19 protein-coding genes are annotated in these 21,364 nt (G+C 61.0%); 6 read left to right on the top strand and 13 right to left on the bottom strand.

Annotated features, from left to right (window positions below; all coding sequences use genetic code 11):
- Positions 1–19: 19 nt before the first annotated feature.
- The 11 genes from DFR37_RS05805 to DFR37_RS05755 all read right to left on the bottom strand — a co-directional run bounded on the left by DFR37_RS05805 (position 20) and on the right by DFR37_RS05755 (position 10,773).
- The gene (locus DFR37_RS05805) at positions 20–739 is read right to left on the bottom strand and encodes an alpha/beta fold hydrolase (RefSeq protein ID WP_113932269.1); all 720 of its coding nucleotides are present in this window, start codon (positions 737–739) and stop codon (positions 20–22) included.
- Complete coding sequence (locus tag DFR37_RS05800; protein ID WP_113932268.1) at positions 739–1,839, bottom strand: 4-oxalomesaconate tautomerase; 1,101 nt, start codon at positions 1,837–1,839, stop codon at positions 739–741. Before DFR37_RS05800 ends, DFR37_RS05805 begins: the two co-directional genes overlap by 1 nt.
- Positions 1,840–1,849: 10 nt before the next feature.
- Positions 1,850–2,545 (bottom strand): 4-carboxy-4-hydroxy-2-oxoadipate aldolase/oxaloacetate decarboxylase, encoded by a 696-nt coding sequence (locus DFR37_RS05795; protein ID WP_180148031.1) that lies wholly within the window; start codon positions 2,543–2,545, stop codon positions 1,850–1,852.
- Entirely contained in the window at positions 2,542–3,288 is a 747-nt protein-coding gene (locus tag DFR37_RS05790; protein WP_113932267.1) for a PIG-L deacetylase family protein, read from the bottom strand. The genes DFR37_RS05795 and DFR37_RS05790 overlap by 4 nt, the downstream gene beginning before the upstream one ends.
- Positions 3,289–3,413: 125 nt before the next feature.
- The gene (locus DFR37_RS05785; protein WP_113932266.1) at positions 3,414–4,124 is read right to left on the bottom strand and encodes an ABC transporter ATP-binding protein; all 711 of its coding nucleotides are present in this window, start codon (positions 4,122–4,124) and stop codon (positions 3,414–3,416) included.
- The gene (locus tag DFR37_RS05780; protein WP_113932265.1) at positions 4,117–4,869 is read right to left on the bottom strand and encodes an ABC transporter ATP-binding protein; all 753 of its coding nucleotides are present in this window, start codon (positions 4,867–4,869) and stop codon (positions 4,117–4,119) included. Before DFR37_RS05780 ends, DFR37_RS05785 begins: the two co-directional genes overlap by 8 nt.
- Positions 4,866–5,852 (bottom strand): branched-chain amino acid ABC transporter permease, encoded by a 987-nt coding sequence (locus DFR37_RS05775; RefSeq protein WP_113932264.1) that lies wholly within the window; start codon positions 5,850–5,852, stop codon positions 4,866–4,868. Before DFR37_RS05775 ends, DFR37_RS05780 begins: the two co-directional genes overlap by 4 nt.
- A gap of 31 nt (positions 5,853–5,883) precedes the next feature.
- Positions 5,884–6,759: a branched-chain amino acid ABC transporter permease gene (locus tag DFR37_RS05770; RefSeq protein WP_113932263.1), complete on the bottom strand. Its 876-nt coding sequence runs from the start codon at positions 6,757–6,759 to the stop codon at positions 5,884–5,886.
- A gap of 118 nt (positions 6,760–6,877) precedes the next feature.
- Complete coding sequence (locus tag DFR37_RS05765) at positions 6,878–8,074, bottom strand: ABC transporter substrate-binding protein (protein WP_113932262.1); 1,197 nt, start codon at positions 8,072–8,074, stop codon at positions 6,878–6,880.
- Between the two features lie 85 nt (positions 8,075–8,159).
- Positions 8,160–9,362, bottom strand: coding sequence for an ABC transporter substrate-binding protein (locus DFR37_RS05760; RefSeq protein WP_113932261.1), 1,203 nt, complete (start codon positions 9,360–9,362; stop codon positions 8,160–8,162).
- A 154-nt stretch (positions 9,363–9,516) separates the two neighbouring features.
- Positions 9,517–10,773 carry a LysR family transcriptional regulator gene (locus tag DFR37_RS05755; RefSeq protein WP_113932260.1) on the bottom strand — a complete coding sequence of 419 codons (1,257 nt, stop codon included), beginning with the start codon at positions 10,771–10,773 and terminating at the stop codon, positions 9,517–9,519.
- A 313-nt stretch (positions 10,774–11,086) separates the two neighbouring features.
- Here DFR37_RS05755 and DFR37_RS05750 point away from each other — a divergent pair, with 313 nt between their 5' ends.
- The 6 genes from DFR37_RS05750 to DFR37_RS05725 all read left to right on the top strand — a co-directional run bounded on the left by DFR37_RS05750 (position 11,087) and on the right by DFR37_RS05725 (position 19,610).
- Positions 11,087–12,385: a CmpA/NrtA family ABC transporter substrate-binding protein gene (locus DFR37_RS05750; protein WP_113932259.1), complete on the top strand. Its 1,299-nt coding sequence runs from the start codon at positions 11,087–11,089 to the stop codon at positions 12,383–12,385.
- Between the two features lie 16 nt (positions 12,386–12,401).
- Positions 12,402–13,232 (top strand): nitrate ABC transporter permease, encoded by an 831-nt coding sequence (ntrB, locus tag DFR37_RS05745; protein WP_113932258.1) that lies wholly within the window; start codon positions 12,402–12,404, stop codon positions 13,230–13,232.
- A 61-nt stretch (positions 13,233–13,293) separates the two neighbouring features.
- Positions 13,294–14,070, top strand: coding sequence for an ABC transporter ATP-binding protein (locus DFR37_RS05740; protein WP_113932434.1), 777 nt, complete (start codon positions 13,294–13,296; stop codon positions 14,068–14,070).
- On the top strand, positions 14,067–16,499 hold the full coding sequence (gene nirB / locus DFR37_RS05735) for a nitrite reductase large subunit NirB (RefSeq protein ID WP_113932257.1): 2,433 nt from the start codon (positions 14,067–14,069) through the stop codon (positions 16,497–16,499). Before DFR37_RS05740 ends, nirB begins: the two co-directional genes overlap by 4 nt.
- 7 nt (positions 16,500–16,506) lie before the next feature.
- On the top strand, positions 16,507–16,854 hold the full coding sequence (nirD, locus tag DFR37_RS05730) for a nitrite reductase small subunit NirD (RefSeq protein WP_113932433.1): 348 nt from the start codon (positions 16,507–16,509) through the stop codon (positions 16,852–16,854).
- Positions 16,851–19,610, top strand: coding sequence for a nitrate reductase (locus DFR37_RS05725; protein WP_113932256.1), 2,760 nt, complete (start codon positions 16,851–16,853; stop codon positions 19,608–19,610). The genes nirD and DFR37_RS05725 overlap by 4 nt, the downstream gene beginning before the upstream one ends.
- Here the strand turns inward: DFR37_RS05725 and modC are convergent.
- Together modC and modB are read right to left on the bottom strand one after the other, a co-directional pair.
- Positions 19,573–20,643, bottom strand: coding sequence for a molybdenum ABC transporter ATP-binding protein (gene modC / locus DFR37_RS05720; RefSeq protein WP_113932255.1), 1,071 nt, complete (start codon positions 20,641–20,643; stop codon positions 19,573–19,575). The genes DFR37_RS05725 and modC overlap by 38 nt on opposite strands.
- Positions 20,640–21,314 (bottom strand): molybdate ABC transporter permease subunit, encoded by a 675-nt coding sequence (gene modB / locus DFR37_RS05715; RefSeq protein ID WP_113932254.1) that lies wholly within the window; start codon positions 21,312–21,314, stop codon positions 20,640–20,642. Before modB ends, modC begins: the two co-directional genes overlap by 4 nt.
- Positions 21,315–21,364 lie beyond the last annotated feature (50 nt).

Below are 21,364 nucleotides of genomic sequence, written 5' to 3'. Positions count from 1 at the left end.
TTTCACCTCATTCATTAATCTAAGTGGCCAGCCACTTCGCCAGGATACCCGAGACAGCTTGCGGCTTTTCCATAGTGGACATATGGCCGCAATCTTCTATGGCGTGCAATTCGCCGACCTGCGGCGGTGCCAGCTTCAGCATGGCTTCGTGGCGCGACAAAGGGCTCCACAGGTCTTGCCGCCCACAAATGAACACGGTTGGGCAAGCCAGGGACTGCAATACCGGCGTCGCGTCGGGACGCGCCAGCAAGGCCGTGATCTGGGCTTCGAATTGCTTGGGGGTGCGGCGTTCGATCATATCCAGAATGACGTCGAACAAGGGCGTTGCAAGGTGGTCGGGATGCACCATGCCAGGAGCCCATAATTTGCCCATGGCGCGCATGCCCTGCTTTTGTGCCACTGCCAGCAAAGCCATGCGCTTATCGCGCTCGGCCTGCGCGGCTTGCCCCGCAACCCTGGGTTCGAAGCCTGTATCAAGCAAGGCCAGGCGCCGCACGCGCTGGGGGGCCAGACGCACGACTTCCATTGCCACGCGCCCGCCCATGGAATGCCCTGCCAAGGAAAACACCTTGTACGGCGCGGTATCCAATACTTTCTCGGCCATGCCCTTGATGGAATCCAGGTCGTTGAAGTCAGCGACGAATGATTCGGCTTGCGGGGCAAGCGCGGCGCGCTGCTCCGTCCAGACAGCGTCATCGCACAATAGCCCGGGAAGTAAAACGAGTTGCTCAATTGCCATTATTTACCTTGCTTGCCGCCAGCCCAGATGCGATTCGGCACATGGACATGGCCATCGAACAGCCATCGTGCCGTGCGGATCAGTGCCGCACTGCCTACCTGTACCGTTTCCCCGCTGCGATCAAGATTGATTTGAACGCTGAGTTCGCCCGTGGGGTGTTCGATGCCCAGCGTCAGGCTGTCGCCCTGGGGCAGCGTCGCGACGCCTTCGCATACCGTGCCGGGTATCGCCACCGCGGTGGCCACGCTGACAGCGCCCAATACCCCAATGGAGGCATGGCATCGATGCGGAATAAAACTGCGGGTGTTGATGGCTCCTCCGTTCTTGGGCGGTGAAACCAGGCACATTTTTGGAACCGTGCGCGCCGTTACGTCGCCCAGGTTCATCATTGGGCCGACCTTGAGCCGAATGGCTTCTACCCGTTGCTTGAGCTCTGTGTCGGCATCAAGCTGCTCACGCGTCTCGTAGCCGCTGCGGCCCAGGTCCTGGGCCCGCATAAGCACCAGCGGCATGCCGTTGTCGATGCAGGTTACCGCAACGCCGTCGACGATATCTTGCGCGTTGCCCGTGGGCAGCAAGGCGCCGCAACTGGAACCAGCCGTATCGCGAAATTCCAGCGGAATAGCGGCCGCCGTGCCGGGCACGCCGTCGATGCCTTGCTGGCCGTCGTATTCGACATGGCCGCCGGGGGTGGCAACTGTCGCCACTGCAATCTGGCCCGTATTGACCATATGTATGGCAACGCGCGTTACCTCGCCGGCGACCGGGACCATGCCGGTTTCAATAGCGTAGGGGCCTACGCCTGCCAACATGTTGCCGCAGTTCTGGCCGTAGTCGACACGAGCTTCGTTGACCACCACCTGGGCAAACAAGTAGTCGACATCGGCGTCGGGCCGGGTGGCGGCGGAAACGATGGCCACCTTGCTGGTCAGCGGGTCGGCTCCGCCGATGCCGTCGATCTGCCGAATGTCGGGCGAACCCATGACCGCCAGCAGCACCTGATCGCGCACGGCCTGGTCGGCCGGAAGATCGCCTGCGTTGAAATATGCACCCTTGGAGGTGCCTCCACGCATCTGAACACAAGGGATACGGGTTTGCATGATAAAAGTCCTAGATGTCTTCGAGGGAGTCCACGTAACGCAAGCCTTTGGACTCGAGCTTCTCGCGCATCTTGTAGTAATCGAGCCCCAGCGTGCCGCCGGCCAGCACCTTGCGGGTAACGGCTTCTTTATCGAGCCGGGCTTGCGACGCCGCCGCCACCTTGGGCACCGTGGCCAAGGGAACGACCACCACGCCGTCATCGTCCGCCACCATGACGTCGCCCGCATGGACGATCTGGTTCGCGCACACCACCGGCACATTGACCGATCCCAGCGTTTCCTTGACCGTACCCTGGGCCGATACGGCCTTGGACCAGACCGGGAAACCCATTTCGTGCAGCGCCTTGATATCGCGGCAGCCGGCATCGATGATCAGGCCGCGCACGCCGCGCGCCGCCAGCGAAGTGGCCAGCAGCTCGCCGAAATAGCCGTCAAGACATTCGGATGTGGGCGCAACCACCAACACGTCGCCTTCGCGGCATTGCTCGACCGCCACGTGCAGCATCCAGTTGTCGGATGGCGCCGTCAGCACGGTAATGGCCGAGCCTGCAATCATCGCGCCCGGCCAGATGGGGCGCATATACGGGGCCAGCAAGCCAAGGCGGCTTTGCGCCTCGTGCACAGTGGCCGACCCGGCCTTCTGCAAAATTTCGATGTCGGCCGCACTGGCGCGCGGCACATTGCGTACGACGACTCCGCGTATCATGACAGGTCTCCTACGACGGACGGCGTAAGCCGCATATAGCCTTCGGCGTATTCGATGTTGCGTGCGGCAGTAATACCGATATTGCGCTTGGCCTGCACACCGCGCTGCTGCGCAACCCGGGTGTAGTACGCCCACAAGTGCTCTTGCCCGGCCATGCATTCAATAGCCTGGCGCTTAAGGTCCCAGACATCGGTAATGTCCAGGAAAGTATTCGGTATCCATTCGCACTGCTCGGTCTGGTGCGGCTCGAATGCATAAACAGGCGGGGCGCCCACGACCTTTTGGCCGGGGTTGTGGCCTTCGGCCTGAGCAATGACGCGCGCTTCTTGCGCAACATGCATGGCCAGCGGATGGTCGAAGTTATAGGGATCTTTAACGGAGTGGCTCAGCACGAACGCCGGCTGCACATCGCGATACACATCGACCAGGCGGAACAGGGCCTCGTCGCTGACGCGCATCGGGTAGTCGCCCAGGTCGAAGAACTCGATTTCCGCACCCAGGATGTCCGCCGCCTTTTGCGCCTCTTCGCGGCGTGCCGCCTTGACTTTCTCTTCAGTCATTTCACCCTTGCGCCAAAGCTTGGCGGACTCGCCGCGCTCGCCGAACGAAAGGCAGACTACTTTCATGCGATAACCCTGGCGCACATGCGTTGCAATTGCCCCGCCCGAACGCCAGACGAAGTCGGCCGAATGAGCGCTGACAACCAGCCCGGCGCGAGGAGGTGTTTCTGTGTTTGCAGTCATGACATATCCGTATAAGTTAAACAATAAACGACTGAATTCAGTATGACGTTGTGGTCTCGGCACGGCCAGTGACTTAATCTGCCTTGTCGTGCGATTCGCTTATAGTGGCGCCGGTCAGAAGCCTGTCAGGCGGCCATGTCCAGCCCGATCAGCCGCGCCAATTGCTCTGGGTCGCCCAGCAACTCGCGGCTTGGCCCCTGCCAGCTGATCTGCCCCCGGTCCAGCACAATGGCCCTTTCGGTAAGTTCCAGCGCCAGCTCTGCATGTTGTTCGACCAGGACTATGCCCATGCGGCCAGTCTGATGCAGCTTGCGGAATGCGTCGACCAGCCCGTCCACAATGACCGGTGCCAGGCCTTCGAACGGTTCGTCCAGCAGCAAAACGTCCGGGTTGCCAATAAGCGCGCGCCCTATGGCCAGCATCTGCTGCTCGCCGCCGGACAACTGGTTGCCCATGTTCTTCTTGCGTTCGGCCAGGCGCGGAAACAGGGCGTAAACGCCCGCCGCGTCCCATTCACCGGCACGCAATGCCACCCGCAGGTTCTCGTCGACCGTCAACGAAGGAAAGATGTCGCGCTCTTGCGTAACCAGGCCCAGGCCGGCACGAGCCCGCTCGTGGCTGGGCGTGCGGCCCAGGTCGCGGCCCTTGTAGCGGATAACGCCGGAGTGCTGCGTCGTCAGGCCCAGTATGGTGTTCAGCAGCGTGGTCTTGCCAACGCCGTTGCGGCCCAGAATGCTCAAGGCCTGGCCCGCGGCCAGCTTCATCGACAGGCTCTCCAGCACCACGGTCTCGCCGTAGCCGGCCCCCACATTTTCCAGTTCAAGCAAATCAGGCATGAGCGCGCTCTCCAAGATAGACGGCGCGCACCCTTGGGTCGCTGCGCACATCGTTAACATTGCCCTCGACCAGGACGGCGCCTTCGACCAGCACGGTAATGCGGCGCGCAAAACGGAACACCAGGTCCATATCGTGCTCGATCACCAGGGTGGCGACATCTTCGGGCAGGCGTTCCAGCAAATCGAACAGACGATGCCCTTCGGTGGACGGCACGCCGGCTACAGGCTCGTCCAACAGCAGGACACGGGGCTTGAGCGCCAGCGCCAAAGCAATTTCAATCAAGCGGCGTTGCCCGTAAGCCAGGGAGATAACACTGCGCGTAGCCAGATCCAGCAAGCCCAGCGAATGCAGCAGTTCGGCGGCCTCGTCCATCAGTTCCGGCGACTGCGTCACCCCGCTGAACAGGCGGCTGTCCATGCCTTGCCGCGCCGACAATGCCAGGCCGATGTTCTCGCCGACCGTCAGGCGGTTGAACAGCGAGTTGATCTGGAAGGTGCGGGCCAGGCCCAGCTTGACGCGGCGTTCTGAAGTAAAGCCCGTAACGTCCTGGCCAGCCAGCACGACTTGGCCTTTGGATGGTTTCAGCAGGCCGGTAATCAGGTGGACCAGCGTGCTTTTGCCCGCGCCGTTAGGACCTATCAGTGCGTGCCGGGCGCCCGGCTCGAGCACAAGGTTTACATCGCGCGTTACCTTCAGCTCGCCAAATTGCTTGCTCAGGCCGCGCAGTTCAAGCGCTACACTCATTTGGCACCTCTTTTTTCACTGAACTTGGCCAGCCATCCGGCCACGCCGTCGGGTGCGAAGCGAACAATCAGAATCAGCACCACCCCAAGTACGGCCAGCCAATTGGTCGGATCGATGGCAGCCGCCCGGTCCGACAGCACGACAAAAATAATGGCTCCGAAAAATGCGCCATACAGGCGTCCCGTGCCGCCCAGGGCCAACATGACCACCACATTGGCCGACAAGGTGAAAGACAAGGCATCCAACCCCACGATGCGATTGATCTGGGCCGACAGGCCGCCGGCCACGCCCGCAATCGCCGCGGAAATCGTATAAAGCACCCACAAGCGCCTTTCAACCGGCACGCCCAGCATGCGCATGCGCACGGGGTTTTCGCGTATGCCCTGCGCGGTAAGGCCTATGGACGAATTGACCAGTTTTTTAAGCAACGCATAGACAAGCGCCAGGACGACACAGACGTATACAAAGGCCGTATGTCCATAAATGTCGAAATCAAACAAGCCGAATACCGGCGAAATGTCATAGCCTGCCAGGCCGTCGTCGCCATTGGTCAGCGACTTGGCAACGTTGGCCAGTTCCAGCAACAGGGTTGCCATGGCCAAAGTCAGCATCAGTTGGGTCAGGCCATGTGTGCGCAAAACGGCAAAGCCTGTAACCAGCCCCACCACGCCCGCTATCACGGCGGCAAGCAGCAAGCCGCTGATCGGTTCGGTCGAAACGTGCAAGGCATACAATGCCGCCGTATATGCCCCGACGCCGAAAAACGCGGCGTGGCCCAGCGACTCTACGCCGCCATAGCCCTGGGCCAGATCCAGCGACAAGGCAAAAACCGCCATGACGACCACCAGCGCGGCAAGGGCCAGATAGCCTTCGGCAAAAAAGAATGTAAGCACGGCTGCCACGACCAGCAGCACGTCGACCCAGGTGTAGCGTTGCCGCCTGAACGAGGCAATGACAAGACCGGTGCCGGAAAGTTTGTTCATGATGTCTCCACGAATCGGAAATATTTCGCCGTTACCCGACGCGCGATACCAGGCCCTGCGGCCTTAGCAGCAAAATGGCCAGGACGGCAAAATAAATGATGAAGCCGCCCAGGGCAGGTATGTAGTAGCGCCCCATCGTATCGATGAAGCCCAGCAGCAAGGCGGAATAGAGCGAGCCCTTCAGGCTGCCCACTCCGCCCACGGCCACCACAATCAGGACCAGCACCAGGTATTTGAGGCCGTAATACGGTTCAAGAGGCAGCATCTGCGTGCCTACTGCGCCGCCCAGCGCGGCCAGGCCGCAGCCGATGGCAAACGTAATCGAGAACACCAGCGGCACATTGATCCCGACGCAGCGGGCCATGCGCGGATTGTCGACCGCCGCGCGCAAGCGGGCGCCGAACGTCGTGTATTCCAGGCAAAGCCACAGCCCTCCGGCGACCACCACGCTCAATCCCAGGACAAACAGCCGGTAGATCGAAATATTGACCGAGCCTATGGCCCACTGTCCGGTCAGTACCGCCGGCAGGGCTATGCTTTGAATTTGCGGGCCGGCAATGTTCTTGACGATGGCCGTCACCACGAAAGTCATGCCCAGCGTCATCAGCAATTGGCCAAGCGCGTCGCCTTTATAGACCCACTGATACAAAGTGCGCTCGAGCAGCAGGCTGATCAGCATTGTTCCGGCCACACCCAGCGGCAAGGCCACAAAATAATGCAGGCCGCCGTAGGTGGCCAGCCAAAGCGTCAGGAATCCCCCAATCATGGCAAAGGCCGAATGCGTCAGGTTGACGATACGCATCACGCCCATGGTAATAGTCAGGCCGACGGAAATAAGAAACAGCATCATTCCGTACGAAACGCTATCGACCAGCAGCGTCAGGAAGGTGGAAAGTGTATGTGGCATGGAGAAAATCCGGTTTGCAAATCAAGGCCGCGGGAAAGAACCATGTTCGGACCGCGGCCGACTACGGCACTACAGATAGAACACGGCGCCCGGCGCGGGCCGGACGCCTGCACACTGCTTACTTGGCCTGCTTTACATGCCAGGGTTCGACAACCGCGGCGATGGTGCTGAAGGGCACGTTGCCCAGAACGCCGTCAACCTTTTCGATGCGGCGCATATAGACGTTCTGCGTTATTTCACGCGTTTTGGCGTCAATGGTCGCCGGGCCGCGCGGGCTTTCCCACGAATAGCCCTTGACCGCTGCCATCGCCTTGTCGCCGTCCTTCTTGCCGCCGGTAGCCTTGATCATTTGTGCAATCAAGTTCATGCCGTCGTATACAGCCAACGAAGCCAGGGTAGGCAAGGCGTCCTTGCCGAACTTGGCCTTGTACTTGGCGACGAAGTCTTTATTTACCGGAGTATTCAGATAGGGGGTGTAATGCTGGGCGGTTACCATGCCAAGAGCCCCTTCGCCGATGGCCGGCAAGTCGGATTCCTGAGTTTCATTGGTGGCCATCAGCGCTATGCCGTTCTTTGCCAGGCCGCGCTCATAGAATGCCTTGATGAAGCCGGCCGACATAGGGCCCACGGGCATGAACATGAATACGTGTTTTACGCCCGAGTCGCTGACGCGCTGCAAGTACGTGGAAAAGTCCGTCGTGCCCAGCGGCACCTTGATTTCTTCGACGATCTCGCCGCCCGCTTGCGTAAAGCCTGCCTTATAGGCGTCGATGGCGTCATGGCCCGGTGCGAAATCAGCCGCGACGACAACCGCCTTGCGCGCGCCCTGGTCGTATGCCCACTTTGTAAGGGGAATATTGAGCTGCCACTGAGTAAACCCGGCGCGCACGAAATAGGGCGACTTATCGGTTACGCTGGACGTCCCGCTATTGCCCATGATGTACGGCGTTTTAGTCTGGTTGACGATGTCGGCCGTGCCCATGATGGTTGGCGTAAAGGCACCCCCCAGCAGGTATTGCACCTTGTCGCGCACCACCAGCTCTTGCGCCAACTGGCGCGCACGCTGAGGACTGGAGCCGCCTTCATCGCGCTTGACGATAGTGATGGTATGGCCGTCGATCTTGCCGCCGTGCTCGGAAAGATACAGCTCGGTACCGCGATCGAACTCTTGGCCCCACCAGGAATACGTGCCTGAATACTGGCTAAGAAGCCCAATCTTGATTTCGTCGGCGTGGGTGGGGGCCGCATACAAGCTGGCTGCCGTGGCGAATACGGCCGCGCCGAACTTGACGCAACTCACAAATCGGGATTGCATGAAAATTAACTCCTGGGATTGTTTTAGACTTGGGTACTGACATGATCCGATGCGGCGCCGCGCATCGGATCTGCAAGAGAAAGGCTTACTTGGCCTTTTGCGCGACGTGCCAGGGTTCGGACACGGCTTTATAAGTAAAGAATGGCACATTGCCCAATGCGCCGTCGGCCACTTTCTCTACACGGCGCATGTAAATGTTCTGAACGATTTCACGTGTTTCCGGATCGATGGAAACCGGGCCGCGCGGACTTTCCCAGGCAAAGCCCTTGGCCGACGCAATAGCCTTGTCGCCATCGTTCTTGCCGCCGGTAGCCTCGATCATGTGCGCAACGACCGTCATTGCATCGTAGGCCGCCATCGAAGCCAGGCTGGGCAAAGCATCTTTGCCGAACTTGGCCTTGTACTTGGCTACGAAATCTTTGTTGGCCTTGGTATCCAGATACGGCGAATAATGCAATGCGGTCACGATGCCCAGGGCCGAATCGCCAATTGCCGGCAGGTCGGATTCCTGGGTTTCGGCGCCCGCGTACAAGGCAATGCCGCCCTTGGACAGGCCGCGCTCTTGGTAGGCCTTGATAAAGCCGGCCGACATCGGGCCGACAGGCATGAACATGAACACATGCTTCACGCCCGAATCGCTGATGCGCTGCAAATAGGTGGAAAAGTCGGTCGTGCCCAGCGGTACCTTGATGTTTTCGACCATGGCGCCGCCCAGCTTCTTGAACGTGTCATTGAAGGCGTCGACAATATCGGCGCCGGGCGCGTAGTCGGCCGTAACAGTAACCGCCTTGTGTGCGCCGTTTTCATAGGCCCACGTGATCAACGGAACGCAATAAGCCCATGATGTATAGCCCACGCGCACGAAGTACGGCGACTTGTCGGTCATGTTGGCGGTTGCGCCATTGACAAAGACATAGGGCGTCTTGGTCTGGTTGACGATATCGGCCGTGCCCATGACCGTGGGCGTGAACGCGCCCCCGACCAGATACTGGACCTTGTCGCGCACGACCAGCTCTTGCGCCAATTGCCGGGCCCGCTGCGGGCTTGCCCCGCCCTCGTCGCGCCTGACCATGGTGATGGTGTGGCCGCCAACCTTGCCGCCATGCTCGGACAGGAACAATTCGGTGCCTTTGTCGTACTCCTGCCCCCACCACGAGTAGGTGCCCGAGTACTGGCTCAGCAGCCCTACCTTGATTTCATCGGCCTTGGCCGGACCGGCAAACGCAAGCGCCGCCGCTGCAAATAGAACGGCGCCCGTTCCCAGGTACCTGCCTAAAAATGATTGCATTGTTGTCTCCGATACATTCTGGTTGTACTCGCCGCACGGTTTGCGCCGAACTAACCCAGATAGTCGCACTACAGCCGGCGTTTAGACCAATGCCAATCAACATACGAGATATGCGTTCTACTTATAGCCCAGGGCACAGGCGCCCGCCTGCGTCCTAATTGGCGGGTTCGCTCAAGGCGCGCAGCTCGGCAATCAGGGAGATCAGGCTGGCGCTGGGGTCGGCGTCGGCGCGCGTCGTCAAGCCAATATGGCGGCTGGTTTCCTTGACCGGCACCGGCACCACCTGCAGCAGCCCGGCCGAGACCCCCCGAATTATCTGGCGCCGCGACAGCAGCGCCAGCCTGTTGCTGTCCATCAGCAAAGCCTGCAGCACGACCGGACTGTTGACCTCGAGCGGTGCGCGCGGCGGCGCCACTCCGTCGGCGGCAAACGCCCGCTCGAACGCCGCCCGGGCGGGAGTCCCGCTTAATGGCGCGATCCATTGCTCGCCGATCAAGTCGCGCAGGCCGCGCGGCGCCGCGCCCATCAATGGGTGGCCCTGGCGCGCGACCACCGAAAGCGTGTCCTCGAACAAGGCTTCCTGGACCACATCCGAGTTGGGTTCCAGGGAACGCAACGCCCCCACGATGACGTCGACGTCCGCATGGCGCAACTGATGCATCAGGCTATCGTAGGTGCCATCGACTATCGTCACATGAATGTCCTTATGCATTGCCAGCACCCGGTCCACCGCGCGCGGCACCAGGACACCCGAGGACAAGGGCAGAGAACCGATCACCAGCCGGCCCACCATTTTCCCGTGCAGGGCGGCCATGTCTTCTTCGGCTTGGCGAAACTCGGCCAAAGCCAGCTTGGCCCGGCGCAATACCGCTTCGCCGCTTTCCGTCAGCCGCATGCCTCGCAGCGACCGCTGGAACAGCTTGTCGCCAAGCAAGTGCTCAAGCTGCCGCAGCGTTTGATTGACCGCGGGCTGGCTGATCCCCAATTGCGCGGCCGCGGCGGTCTCGCCGCCGGTAGCGCAAAATGCAATATAGGTTTCCAGGTGGCGGTATGCGCAAGAACCCGAAAACCGGCCTGCAGGCAGGCGAGCCGCCGCGGCGTCCTGTCCGACGAAATTGCGCACCTCTGTTTCGGCCAGAACCAATTGCTCGAAAGCCCGTTCGGCGCGGCGCGCCAGCAAGCGCCCTTCCGGGGTCAACAGCATGCCCCGCGCGGCCCGCTCGAACAGCGTAACGCCCAGGCTGGCTTCAAGTTCGCGTATTGCGCGCGCAATCGCCGATTGGGACAGCGGCAGCAAACCCGCGGCATGCGCTGTGCTGCCGGTCTTGCTGACGGCAAGCACCGAACGAAACTGCTTAAGATGCCGGGCTAGCGGCACCGGCCTGCCGTGGCTGTCGTGGACCTGGCTCACCCGCCTTAATCTCCGTTGTGTTGCGAGCGGCCTGTTGCGCTCAAGCGCCCATGATACTCAAACCGCCACCCCGCGCCTATTGCCCGCGCGCATGGCCGGCGTTTATCGCCCCACTGTGTTGCATTGCGCCCAGTCGCGGTGCATTGGCGGCCTCGCACACCGCTACGGTCCCTCTTGCAACATTGCGGGAAAAACTGGCATGGATATTGCTTTGATCGATATGAACCTTCTAAAGAGTTTACTGCCGCCGCGCCCCAAAAGGGCGACTGCCGCTCTTCTCCCGATTGCCTCCCATGATCAAGCTGGAATACCTATGAGCATCACCGACAAGCCCCCAACACCCGTCCATAACGATTCCGCAGCGCCTGGCGACCAGGCCCGCCGCCGCTGGCTGGCCAGTACCGCCAAAGCCGCCCTAGGCCTGGGCGCCATGGCGTTGGGCCAAACCTTCGTACAACCTGCCGCCTGGGCCGCCGGCTCGGACGCACCAGAGAAAACCGAGGTAAAGATCGGTTTCATCCCACTGACCGACTGCGCTCCTATCGTCATGGCGTCCGTACTGGGCCTGGACAAAAAGCATGGCGTGACCATCGTCCCAAGCAAAGAGGCTTCGTGGGCCGGCGTGCGCGAGAAGCTCGCCAATGGCGACCTGGATTTTGCGCATGTGCTTTACGGCCTGATCTACGGCACGCAATTGGGCATTGCCGGCAAGCAGCAGGACATGGCGGTACTTATGGGCTTGAATCAAAACGGCCAGGGCATCTCTTTGTCGAATCAGTTGCGCGAAGCCGGCGTTGTCGACGGCGAAACCTTGCAGAAGAAAATCGCCAGCGATTCCAGGGCTTTTACCTTCGCCCACACATTCCCTACCGGCACGCACGCCATGTGGCTGTACTACTGGCTGGCAAGCCACGGCATCGATCCGGTAAAGGACGTGCGCGCCATTACGGTGCCGCCGCCGCAAATGGTGGCCAATATGCGCATCGGCAACATGGACGGCTTCTGCGTGGGCGAGCCGTGGAACGCTCGCTGCATTATCGACAATGCAGGCTTCAGCGTAGCGACCTCACAGGACATCTGGATCGATCATCCCGAAAAAGTTCTGGGCACGCGTGCGGACTTCGCACAAAAATATCCAAACACCACGCGCGCCGTCATGGCCGCCATCCTGGAAGCGGGCAAGTGGATAGACAGCTCGCCAGCGAATACCCGCAGGACAGCCGAGACCATTGCCGCCAAATCGTACGTCAACGTCAGCGCCGGCATGATAGTCGACCGCATGCTAGGCCAATACAGCAACGGCCTGGGCAAGACATGGGCCGACAAGCATCCCATGCGTTTTTATGGCGAGGGCGACGCAAACTTCCCATATCTGAGCGACGGCATGTGGTTCATGACCCAGCATAAACGCTGGGGCCTGCTGGACAAGCATCCCGACTACCTGGGCGTAGCAAAACAAGTCAACCGGATCGACCTGTACAAGGAAGCCGCCACAGCCGCCGGAGCCGCGCTGCCTTCATCCGAAATCCGTTCCAGCCGGCTTATGGATGGTGTCGTCTGGGACGCCACGGATCCCGCAGCCTATGCCGACAGCTTCAAGATCCACGCCTAAACATAACGGGATAATCATGAACACGCTTGCCGCCCCACCCGCCTCCCAACCGCGTAGCGCCCCGTGGCGGGAATACCTCGGACGCCTATTCGCCGCCTGCGCCGGCCCCGCCGCCGGCTTTGCAATGATGATACTGATGTGGCAGTTGATCTCCATGCGGATCGCTGAAATTCCCGGCCCCGCCTCCACATTGTTTGCCGCCGTCGAGCTATTCAAACACCCTTTTTATGACAACGGCCCCAATGACGTGGGCATAGGCTGGAACATCCTCGCTTCGTTGCGCCGCGTGGCGCTGGGCTTTTTTTTGGCGGCCGTCGTCGGCATCCCGGCCGGATTCCTGATCGGACGCTTCCACGCCCTCGACAATATGTTCTCGCCAGTTATCAGCCTGCTGCGGCCGGTATCTCCGCTGGCGTGGCTTCCGCTTGGCCTGCTGCTGTTCCAGGCAGCCAACGCCGCCGCGATCTGGGCGATCTTCATCTGCTCCATCTGGCCCATCGTCATCAACACGGCCGACGGCGTCAAGCGGGTGCCGCAGGACTACCTTAACGTCGCCCGAGTGTTGGACCTTTCCGAATGGAAGATATTCAAAAGCATCTTGCTGCCTTCCGTACTGCCCTATTTGATTACAGGCATACGGCTGTCCATCGGCACTGCCTGGCTGGTCATCGTCGCCGCCGAAATGCTGACGGGCGGCACAGGCATCGGCTTCTGGCTGTGGGATGAGTGGAACAACCTGAACGTACAGCACATTCTCATCGCCGTATTCATCATTGGCGTAATCGGCCTGTTGCTCGATGCCGCGCTGCTTGCGCTGGGCCGACGCTACAGCTACAAGGAGGCTTGAAGCCATGGCCGACTCTCTTCCCGCAGCATCCGCTTCCTTGTCCAGGCCCAGAGCCGACATAATGGCCTACGTCAGCCTCGAGTACGTCGAACAATCGTTCGAGACGCGCAGCGGCCCATTCGTCGCGCTCAAGGACATCAACCTTGCCGTGCGCCAGGGCGAATTCGTTTCATTGATCGGCCATTCAGGTTGCGGAAAATCCACCTTGCTTAACCTGATTGCGGGCCTGACACTTCCTACCGAAGGCGTTCTGCTGTGCGCCGGCAAGGAGATAAAAGGACCCGGCCCGGATCGCGCCGTTGTGTTCCAGAACCACTCTTTGCTGCCGTGGCTGACCTGCTTCCAAAACGTCTACTTGGCGGTGGAGCGCGTATTCTCGGCCACCGAAAACAAGCGACAGATCCGGGCCCGCACCTCGGCCGCGCTAAATATGGTGGGATTGCGGCATGCCGAGCACAAACTGCCGCGCGAGATCTCCGGAGGCATGAAGCAACGCGTCGGTATTGCGCGGGCCTTGGCCCTCAAGCCCAAAGTACTGCTTCTTGATGAACCATTCGGCGCCTTGGACTCGTTGACGCGGGCCCACCTACAGGACGAACTGCTGCGCATCGTGGCCGCTACCGGGACAACGACCATCATGGTGACCCACGATGTCGACGAAGCGGTCCTGCTTTCAGACCGGATTGTCATGCTTGGCAACGGTCCTGCCGCCACCGTCGCGGCCACTCTCGATGTCGGCATTCCACGCCCAAGAAACCGTCTTGCGCTCATCGACGACCCGGTCTTCGCCTCATGCCGGGCCGCCGTGACGAGCTTTCTGCATCAGGCTGCATCATGAAAAAAATGAAATTGATCGTCATCGGCAATGGCATGGCGGGCATCCGAACGCTCGAAGAGCTGCTGAAGCTCGACCCCGATCTGTACGACGTTACTGTATTCGGGTCCGAACCCTATCCCAACTACAACCGCATCCTGCTCTCGCCCGTTCTGACGGGTGAACAGACTATCAAGGACATCATTCTCAACGACCTTGGCTGGTATGAAGCGAACGGCATCCGCCTTTACCTGAATTGCCGGGTCACGCAAATCAATCGGGCCCGCAAGCAAGTCATTGCCGACGACGGCACCGTCGCACAGTACGACCGCCTGCTCATTGCCACAGGATCCAATCCGTTCATCCTGCCCGTCCCCGGCAACGATCTGGAGGGCGTCATCACTTTCCGCGACATTCGCGATGTCGACCTCATGGTCGATGCCGCGACACGCCTTGAACATGCCACCGTGATCGGCGGCGGGCTACTTGGGCTGGAAGCCGCCAACGGACTCGCCTCACGCGGCATGAAGGTATCGGTAGTGCATCTGGGTCCCACCCTGCTCGACCGCCAACTCGACGCGGCCGCCGCCGGCATGCTGCAAACCAGCCTCGAAATGCGCGGCCTCAGCTTCCTGATGGGTCGCCAGACCGACGCCGTCCTGGGCAATGAACAAGGACGAGTCACAGGGTTGCGCTTCAAGGACGGATCGGAACTGGACACCGACCTGGTTGTGATGGCAGTCGGAATCCGCCCCAACACCGAGCTGGCCATGCAGGCTGGCATTTACACCGACAGAGGCATTGTCGTCAACGACACTCTGCAAACTTACGACCCCCGTATTTATGCCGTTGGAGAGTGTGTCAGCCACCGCGGCATCGCCTACGGTCTGGTCGCCCCCTTGTTCGAACAGGCCAAGGTCGCGGCCAACCACCTGGCTTTCCATGGCATTGGCCGATACTCGGGCAGCTCGACTTCGACCAAGCTTAAAGTCACCGGTATCGATGTTTTCTCGGCCGGGGACTTCAACGACGACAACGACACCGAAGCCATCACTTTGGCCGACCCCGTTGGCGGCGTTTACAAAAAGCTGGTCATCAGGGACAACAGACTGGTAGGTGCCTGCCTGTACGGCGACACAGTCGATGGCGCCTGGTATTTCCGTCTTATCCGCGAGGCGAAGCCGATAGCGGAACTGCGCGAGCACTTAATGTTCGGGGAGGGCGCACTGGGCGACACAGGCCACGCGGGCGAAATAAGCGTTGCCGGCATGCCCGACAGCGCGGAAATCTGCGGCTGCAATGGTGTCTGCAAGGGCACCATCGTCAAAGCCATTCGCGAGCAGGGGCTGTTCACTGTCGACGAAATCAAGAAACAAACCAAGGCGGCAAGCTCCTGCGGTTCGTGCACCAGCCTGGTCGAACAACTGCTGATCAGTTGCATTGGAGGCGCCGCCGACATCAAGCCAAAATCAGAAAAGCCTATGTGCGGCTGCACCGAATTTACGCACGGCCAGGTTCGCAAAGCCATTAAAGAACAACACCTGATTTCCATCCCCCAGGCCTTGCGTTTTCTGGAATGGCGAACCGTTGATGGTTGTGCAAGCTGCCGCCCAGCACTGAACTATTACATAACCTCGACATGGCCCGGAGAAGCAAAAAGCGATGCACAGTCGCTTCTGGTCAACGAGCGGGTGCATGCCAACATTCAGAAAGACGGCACTTATTCAGTCGTACCGCGCATGTGGGGCGGCGTGACCAGCGCCGCCGAACTGCGCCGCATCGCCGACGTTGCCGACAAATACCATGTCCCCATGGTCAAGGTAACGGGCGGGCAACGCATCGACTTGCTTGGCATCAAGAAGGAAGACCTTCCCAAGGTATGGAAGGACCTGGACATGCCCTCAGGGCACGCTTACGGAAAGACCTTGCGCACCGTAAAGACCTGCGTGGGCAAAGAGTTTTGCCGCTTCGGCACCCAAGACTCGACAGGCATGGGCATCGCGCTGGAAAAAGAGCTTGTCGGCATGACAAGCCCGCACAAAGTGAAACTCGCCGTTTCGGGCTGCCCGCGCAATTGCGCGGAATCGGGCATCAAGGACATAGGCATCATCGCGGTGGATTCCGGGTGGGAGCTTTATGTAGGCGGCAACGGCGGCATCAAGACTGAAGTCGCGCAATTCTTTGCCAAAGTGCAGACCCACGATGATGTGCTGGAGCACTGCGGAGCTTTCTTGCAGCTTTACCGCGAAGAGGCATTCTATCTGGAGCGCACCTGCCACTACCTGAACCGCGTTGGACTGGACCATGCTAAATCGCGCGTGGTCGACGATGCCCAGAACCGTGCAGAGCTCTACGCCCGCCTGAAATTCGCCTTGTCGTTCGAAGCCGACCCCTGGGCCGAACGCATAGAGAAAACCCCGGCCCGCCGGGAATTCGAACCTCTACATGTATAAGGCCGCAATGCACGCATCTACCGAATCCGAATGGCACGCCATCTGCAATATCGATGAAATCCCCACACTGGGCGCGCGCGTCGTACAACGCAGCGGAGACGACGATATCGCCGTATTCCGCACGTCGAACAATCAGGTCTTCGCCGTCGTGGATCGCTGCCCGCACAAGGGCGGTCCCCTTTCATCCGGCCTGGTGCACGGGCATGCCGTAACCTGCCCGCTGCATGGCTGGACCATCAATCTGGAGAACGGCCAGGCACAGGCGCCCGACGAGGGCTGCGTGCGCAAGGTCGGCGTCCGGGTCGACGGCAAACGCGTCTACCTGAACTTGCGGCTCGAACAAGACCAATCATGAACCGGCCCAGCACACCACCAGGCCTGCAACCCGGGCAAGACGTCGTAGCATCGGTATGCTGTTATTGCGGCACAGGCTGCGGGGTGCGGATACATACGGCGGGACGCCGGGTAATACAGGTTGCAGGCGACCCGGACCACCCGTCAAGCCTCGGCAAACTGTGCAGCAAGGGCATGGCCCTGGCCCAAACCGTGCGCAACGACGACAGCCGCGTCCTCGGGGCCCGGTGGCGCCCCCACAAGAACGGACCGCAGCGGCCCATCGCGCTCGAAGCCGCCTTCGATCTGGCGGCAGACAAGCTGGCCCAGGTAATACAAAGCGATGGCGCCGACGCCATCGGGTTTTATCTTTCCGGTCAGTTGCTGACCGAAGACTATGCGGTTTTCAATAAGCTTGCGCGCGCCCTGGTCGGTACCAACAACATCGACACCAATTCGCGCCTGTGCATGTCCAGCGCTGTTTCAGGCTATAAGGCTACCCTTGGCGCGGATGCCCCGCCGGCCTGCTACGAAGACCTGGATAGCGCCGATACGGTATTGATTGCGGGCTCCAACATGGCCTATGCCCACCCTGTGCTGTTTCGCCGTCTGGCCCATGCCAAGGCCGCTCGGCCCGACATGAAGATCATAGTCGTCGATCCTCGCCGCACCGACACCTGCGACATTGCGGACCTGCACCTGGCCATTGCGCCGGGTACCGACGTGGCGCTGTTCCACGCCATGCTCAATGTCTTGATCTGGGACGGCATGATCGATGCGCGCTACATCCAGCAAAGCACTCAAGGCTTTGACGACCTGAAACGGCGCATTCATGAATTCACGCCACGCGCTGTCCAGGACATTTGCGGCGTCGCCGCCGAGGATATCGCGCGCGCGGCACGCTGGTTCGGCTCTGCCAACGCGGCTCTGTCGCTGTATGCCATGGGCCTCAACCAGTCCAGCAGCGGCACGGCAAAAAACGCGACCCTGATCCATCTGCATCTTGCCACAGGGCAAATCGGCATGAAGGGCGCCGGCCCCTTCTCCTTGACAGGACAACCCAACGCCATGGGCGGGCGCGAAGCCGGCGGCATGGCCAACCTGCTGCCCGGCCACCGCGACCCCGCCAATGCGCAGCATCGGCACGAAGTCGCCGCACTGTGGGGCGTCGAAGCGCTGCCGTCCAGTCCTGGCCATACAGCGATCGACATGTTCGACGCCGTCCTGCAAGGCAAGATCAAAGTCCTGTGGATCGCCGCAACCAATCCGGCCCAGTCCATGCCGGATCAGTCCAAAATACGGGCCGCGCTGCGAAAGGCGGAAATGGTCATTGTGCAAGAGGCCTTCGCCAATACTGAAACCCTGGCCTATGCCGACCTGGTCCTGCCCGCTGCAACCTGGCCCGAAAAGGAAGGAACCGTCACCAATTCGGAACGGCGCATCAGCCGCGTGCGCGCCGCCATCGCGCCTGCCGGTGAAGCGATGGCGGACTGGAAGCTCGCCTGCGCCATCGCCCAAAGACTCGCCGCCCGTATCGCCCCCCACAAGAGGGCTTTGTTCGACTATCCGGACGAAGCGGCGATTTTCGGCGAACATGCCCGCTGCACCGCGGGCCGCGATCTGGACTACAGCGCACTGAGCTACGCCGTGCTGGATGCCGAGGGACCGCAGCAATGGCCTTACTCGGCGCAAACACAAGGCACCGCGCGCCTGTATGAGGACGGACGCTTCCCAACCGGCAACCGGCGCGCCCGCTTCATGGACGTCGGCTACACGCCGTTGGCCGAAAACATATCCGCCCAGTACCCGCTGCACTTGACCACAGGGCGGCTGCGAGACCAGTGGCACACCATGAGCCGTACGGGCCTCGTGCCCGCCCTGACCCGGCACGCGGAAGAGCCCTTTGTCGCGCTCAATAAGGCCGACATGCGGCGCTTTCGCCTTGCCAGCGACGCATTGGTCAAGGTCAAATCACGCCGCGGCCACATCATCTTGCCGGCCCGGGCCTGCGATAGCGTAAGGCCTGGGCAAGCCTTTATACCCATGCATTGGGGCAGCGGTTTCATTGCCGGCGATGGCATCAACGCGCTGGCGACCAGCGCACGCGACCCCATCTCCCATCAGCCGGAACTCAAGCACAGCGCCGTCGGCATCGAGATACCGGGTTATGAATGGCAGGCCTGCGCGTGGGTACAGGGCCCGATCAGCACCTGGCGCGGCAAGCTGTCCAAATGGCTGGCGGCCTTTCCCTATGCGGCCGTGCTGCCCACAGCCATCGGCAAAGAAGGTGTCCGGCTACGCGTAGCGGCAACGCAGGCGCCTCGGCCGGACCAGCTTGACGAGCTTATTCACGATCTGCAACTGGGCCAGGCCGATCTGGCTTTTGACGACCCAGCGCGCGGACTGGTGCGCCGCATAGGGCGCGACGGCCGTCGTATCAAATCGTTTCTGCTGGCCGGCGATACCCGCGCCCAGGATGTGCTGCTGAATTGGGCACAAAGCGGGGCGGCTCCTGAAAACCTTACTCAGATACTCATGGGCCGTGGTCCTGCGGCCGTGCGCCTGCGCATTGTCTGTACCTGCGAAAACGTCAGCGACCAGACCATACAACAAGCCATTGACGCGGGCCACAGCCTGGAACAATTGAAAGAAACGCTTAAATGCGGCACCGGCTGCGGTTCGTGCATACCCCAGATCAATCAGATGATCCGGCTTGATAAGGCAACTGCCGCGCAACATATCAGCCCAGCAAGGCCACCGACTTCACCTGCGCCATGACCGCCATGCCTGTCTCGATTCCCAGCGTGCGGCGCGAACGGACGGTAATCCTGGCCAGCAAGGCGTCGCCCCCCTGCAGCTCCAGCCGCAGCAGCACATGTCCGGGAGTATCGGTGGACGTTATAGCCGCCACCGTGGCCGGCAATACGTTCAGAATGCTGCTGTCACTGTTGGCCTTGAGCGCAATACTGACATCGCGCGCATGAATCCGGCAGCGCAGGCGATGGCCGACGGCCTCGGGACGTTGCGATACATACAAATGCCCGCCGGCAAAACCCAGCCGCGTCAACCCATCGTCTTCATGGCCTGCCACCGCCGTTTCCAGCACCACGCCGGCATCGTCCAGGAATATTTGCGGCAAGTCCGTGCGCGCCAAGGTCGACCGCAAATCTCCGCTGGCCGCCACCTTGCCCGCATCCAGCAATACCAGATGGTCGGCCAGGCGGGCAACTTCGTCCGGGGCATGGCTGACGTACAGCACGGGTATGTCCAGCTCGTCGTGCAACCTTTCCAGGTAAGGCAGGATTTCCAGCTTGCGTTTAAGGTCCAGCGCGGCCAGGGGCTCGTCCATCAGCAGCAGCCGCGGCCGGGTAAGCAGCGCGCGCGCAATAGCCACGCGCTGCCGCTCGCCGCCGGAAAGACCGCCCGGCATGCGGTCGAGCAAGGCGGCTATGCCCAGCAGGTCGACTATGCTCTGGAATCCTTCCCCCGCCCTGTTTCCCGCGCGCTTCATGCCGTACTGAAGGTTGCCGCGCACCGACAAGTGCGCAAACAGGCTCGCTTCCTGGAACACCAGGCCCAGGGGCCGTCGGTGCACGGGCAGGAAAACGCCCGCCAAGCTGTCTTGCCAGACCTGCCCCCCCACCACCAGCCGCCCTTCCGGCGCCCGGCTCAAGCCGGCAACGCAGCGCAAGACCGTCGTCTTGCCCGATCCGGAAGGGCCGAACAAGGCCGTCACGCCCTTTTCAGGCAGCCTCAAATCCACATCCAGCCCGAAGCCGGGATAATCCACCTTGAAACGGGCCTCGATCATAACGACCACCCTTGCTTGCGGCGCCGCGTGTAAAGCAGCAGCAAGACCAGAAAACTGAAGGCCACCATGACCGCCGCCAGCCAGTGCGCCTGGCCATACTCCATGGCTTCGACGTAATCGTAGATCTGCACCGAAGCCACGCGAGTCTGGCCGGGGATATTGCCGCCTATCATCAGCACAACGCCGAACTCGCCCACGGTGTGGGCGAAACCGAGTATCGTGGCTGTCAAAAAGCCCGAGCGCGACAAGGGCAGCGCAACGCTGAAAAAAGCGTCCAGCGGCGAGGCCCGCAAGCTGGCGGCGACTTCAAGCGGGCGCTCTCCCATGGCCTCGAAGGCGTTCTGAATAGGCTGCACCACAAAAGGCAGCGAATACAGCACCGAAGCTATCACTAGGCCCCCAAAGGTGAACGGCAGCAGGCCTATGCCCAAAGCCTGCGTCAGCTGCCCTACCGGCCCCTGCGGCCCCATGACGACCAGCAGATAGAATCCCAATACCGTGGGCGGCAGCACCAGCGGCAATGCCACCACCGCGCCTACCGGCCCCTTCCATTTCGAATGCGTGCGCGACAGCCACCAGGCAATAGGCGTGCCCACCACCAGCAAGATGGCCGTCACGACAGTCGCCAGCTTAAGCGTCAGCCAGATCGTGGCAAGATCGGTTGCGTTCATCCCGACACGCTGCCTTTTTCATTGCTTTTCCGAAGTATCGCCATTTGCGC

The sequence above is a fragment of the Eoetvoesiella caeni genome (assembly GCF_003315175.1).
GTDB classification, from domain to species: domain Bacteria; phylum Pseudomonadota; class Gammaproteobacteria; order Burkholderiales; family Burkholderiaceae_B; genus Eoetvoesia; species Eoetvoesia caeni.
This window is presented reverse-complemented; position numbering and strand designations above follow the sequence as displayed.

Excerpts from the sequence above, each read along its gene's own strand:
- DFR37_RS05765 (WP_113932262.1), bottom strand. The coding sequence starts at position 8,074 with ATGCAATCCCGATTTGTGAGTTGCGTCAAGTTCGGCGCGGCCGTATTC.
- DFR37_RS05740 (WP_113932434.1), top strand. The coding sequence starts at position 13,294 with ATGGCCTACGTCAGCCTCGAGTACGTCGAACAATCGTTCGAGACGCGC.
- modB (WP_113932254.1), bottom strand. The coding sequence starts at position 21,314 with ATGAACGCAACCGATCTTGCCACGATCTGGCTGACGCTTAAGCTGGCG.
- DFR37_RS05760 (WP_113932261.1), bottom strand. The coding sequence starts at position 9,362 with ATGCAATCATTTTTAGGCAGGTACCTGGGAACGGGCGCCGTTCTATTT.
- DFR37_RS05780 (WP_113932265.1), bottom strand. The coding sequence starts at position 4,869 with ATGAGTGTAGCGCTTGAACTGCGCGGCCTGAGCAAGCAATTTGGCGAG.
- nirD (WP_113932433.1), top strand. The coding sequence starts at position 16,507 with ATGCACGCATCTACCGAATCCGAATGGCACGCCATCTGCAATATCGAT.
- DFR37_RS05725 (WP_113932256.1), top strand. The coding sequence starts at position 16,851 with ATGAACCGGCCCAGCACACCACCAGGCCTGCAACCCGGGCAAGACGTC.
- DFR37_RS05770 (WP_113932263.1), bottom strand. The coding sequence starts at position 6,759 with ATGCCACATACACTTTCCACCTTCCTGACGCTGCTGGTCGATAGCGTT.
- DFR37_RS05750 (WP_113932259.1), top strand. The coding sequence starts at position 11,087 with ATGAGCATCACCGACAAGCCCCCAACACCCGTCCATAACGATTCCGCA.
- modC (WP_113932255.1), bottom strand. The coding sequence starts at position 20,643 with ATGATCGAGGCCCGTTTCAAGGTGGATTATCCCGGCTTCGGGCTGGAT.
- DFR37_RS05775 (WP_113932264.1), bottom strand. The coding sequence starts at position 5,852 with ATGAACAAACTTTCCGGCACCGGTCTTGTCATTGCCTCGTTCAGGCGG.
- DFR37_RS05795 (WP_180148031.1), bottom strand. The coding sequence starts at position 2,545 with ATGATACGCGGAGTCGTCGTACGCAATGTGCCGCGCGCCAGTGCGGCC.
- DFR37_RS05800 (WP_113932268.1), bottom strand. The coding sequence starts at position 1,839 with ATGCAAACCCGTATCCCTTGTGTTCAGATGCGTGGAGGCACCTCCAAG.
- DFR37_RS05785 (WP_113932266.1), bottom strand. The coding sequence starts at position 4,124 with ATGCCTGATTTGCTTGAACTGGAAAATGTGGGGGCCGGCTACGGCGAG.
- nirB (WP_113932257.1), top strand. The coding sequence starts at position 14,067 with ATGAAAAAAATGAAATTGATCGTCATCGGCAATGGCATGGCGGGCATC.
- ntrB (WP_113932258.1), top strand. The coding sequence starts at position 12,402 with ATGAACACGCTTGCCGCCCCACCCGCCTCCCAACCGCGTAGCGCCCCG.
- DFR37_RS05805 (WP_113932269.1), bottom strand. The coding sequence starts at position 739 with ATGGCAATTGAGCAACTCGTTTTACTTCCCGGGCTATTGTGCGATGAC.
- DFR37_RS05790 (WP_113932267.1), bottom strand. The coding sequence starts at position 3,288 with ATGACTGCAAACACAGAAACACCTCCTCGCGCCGGGCTGGTTGTCAGC.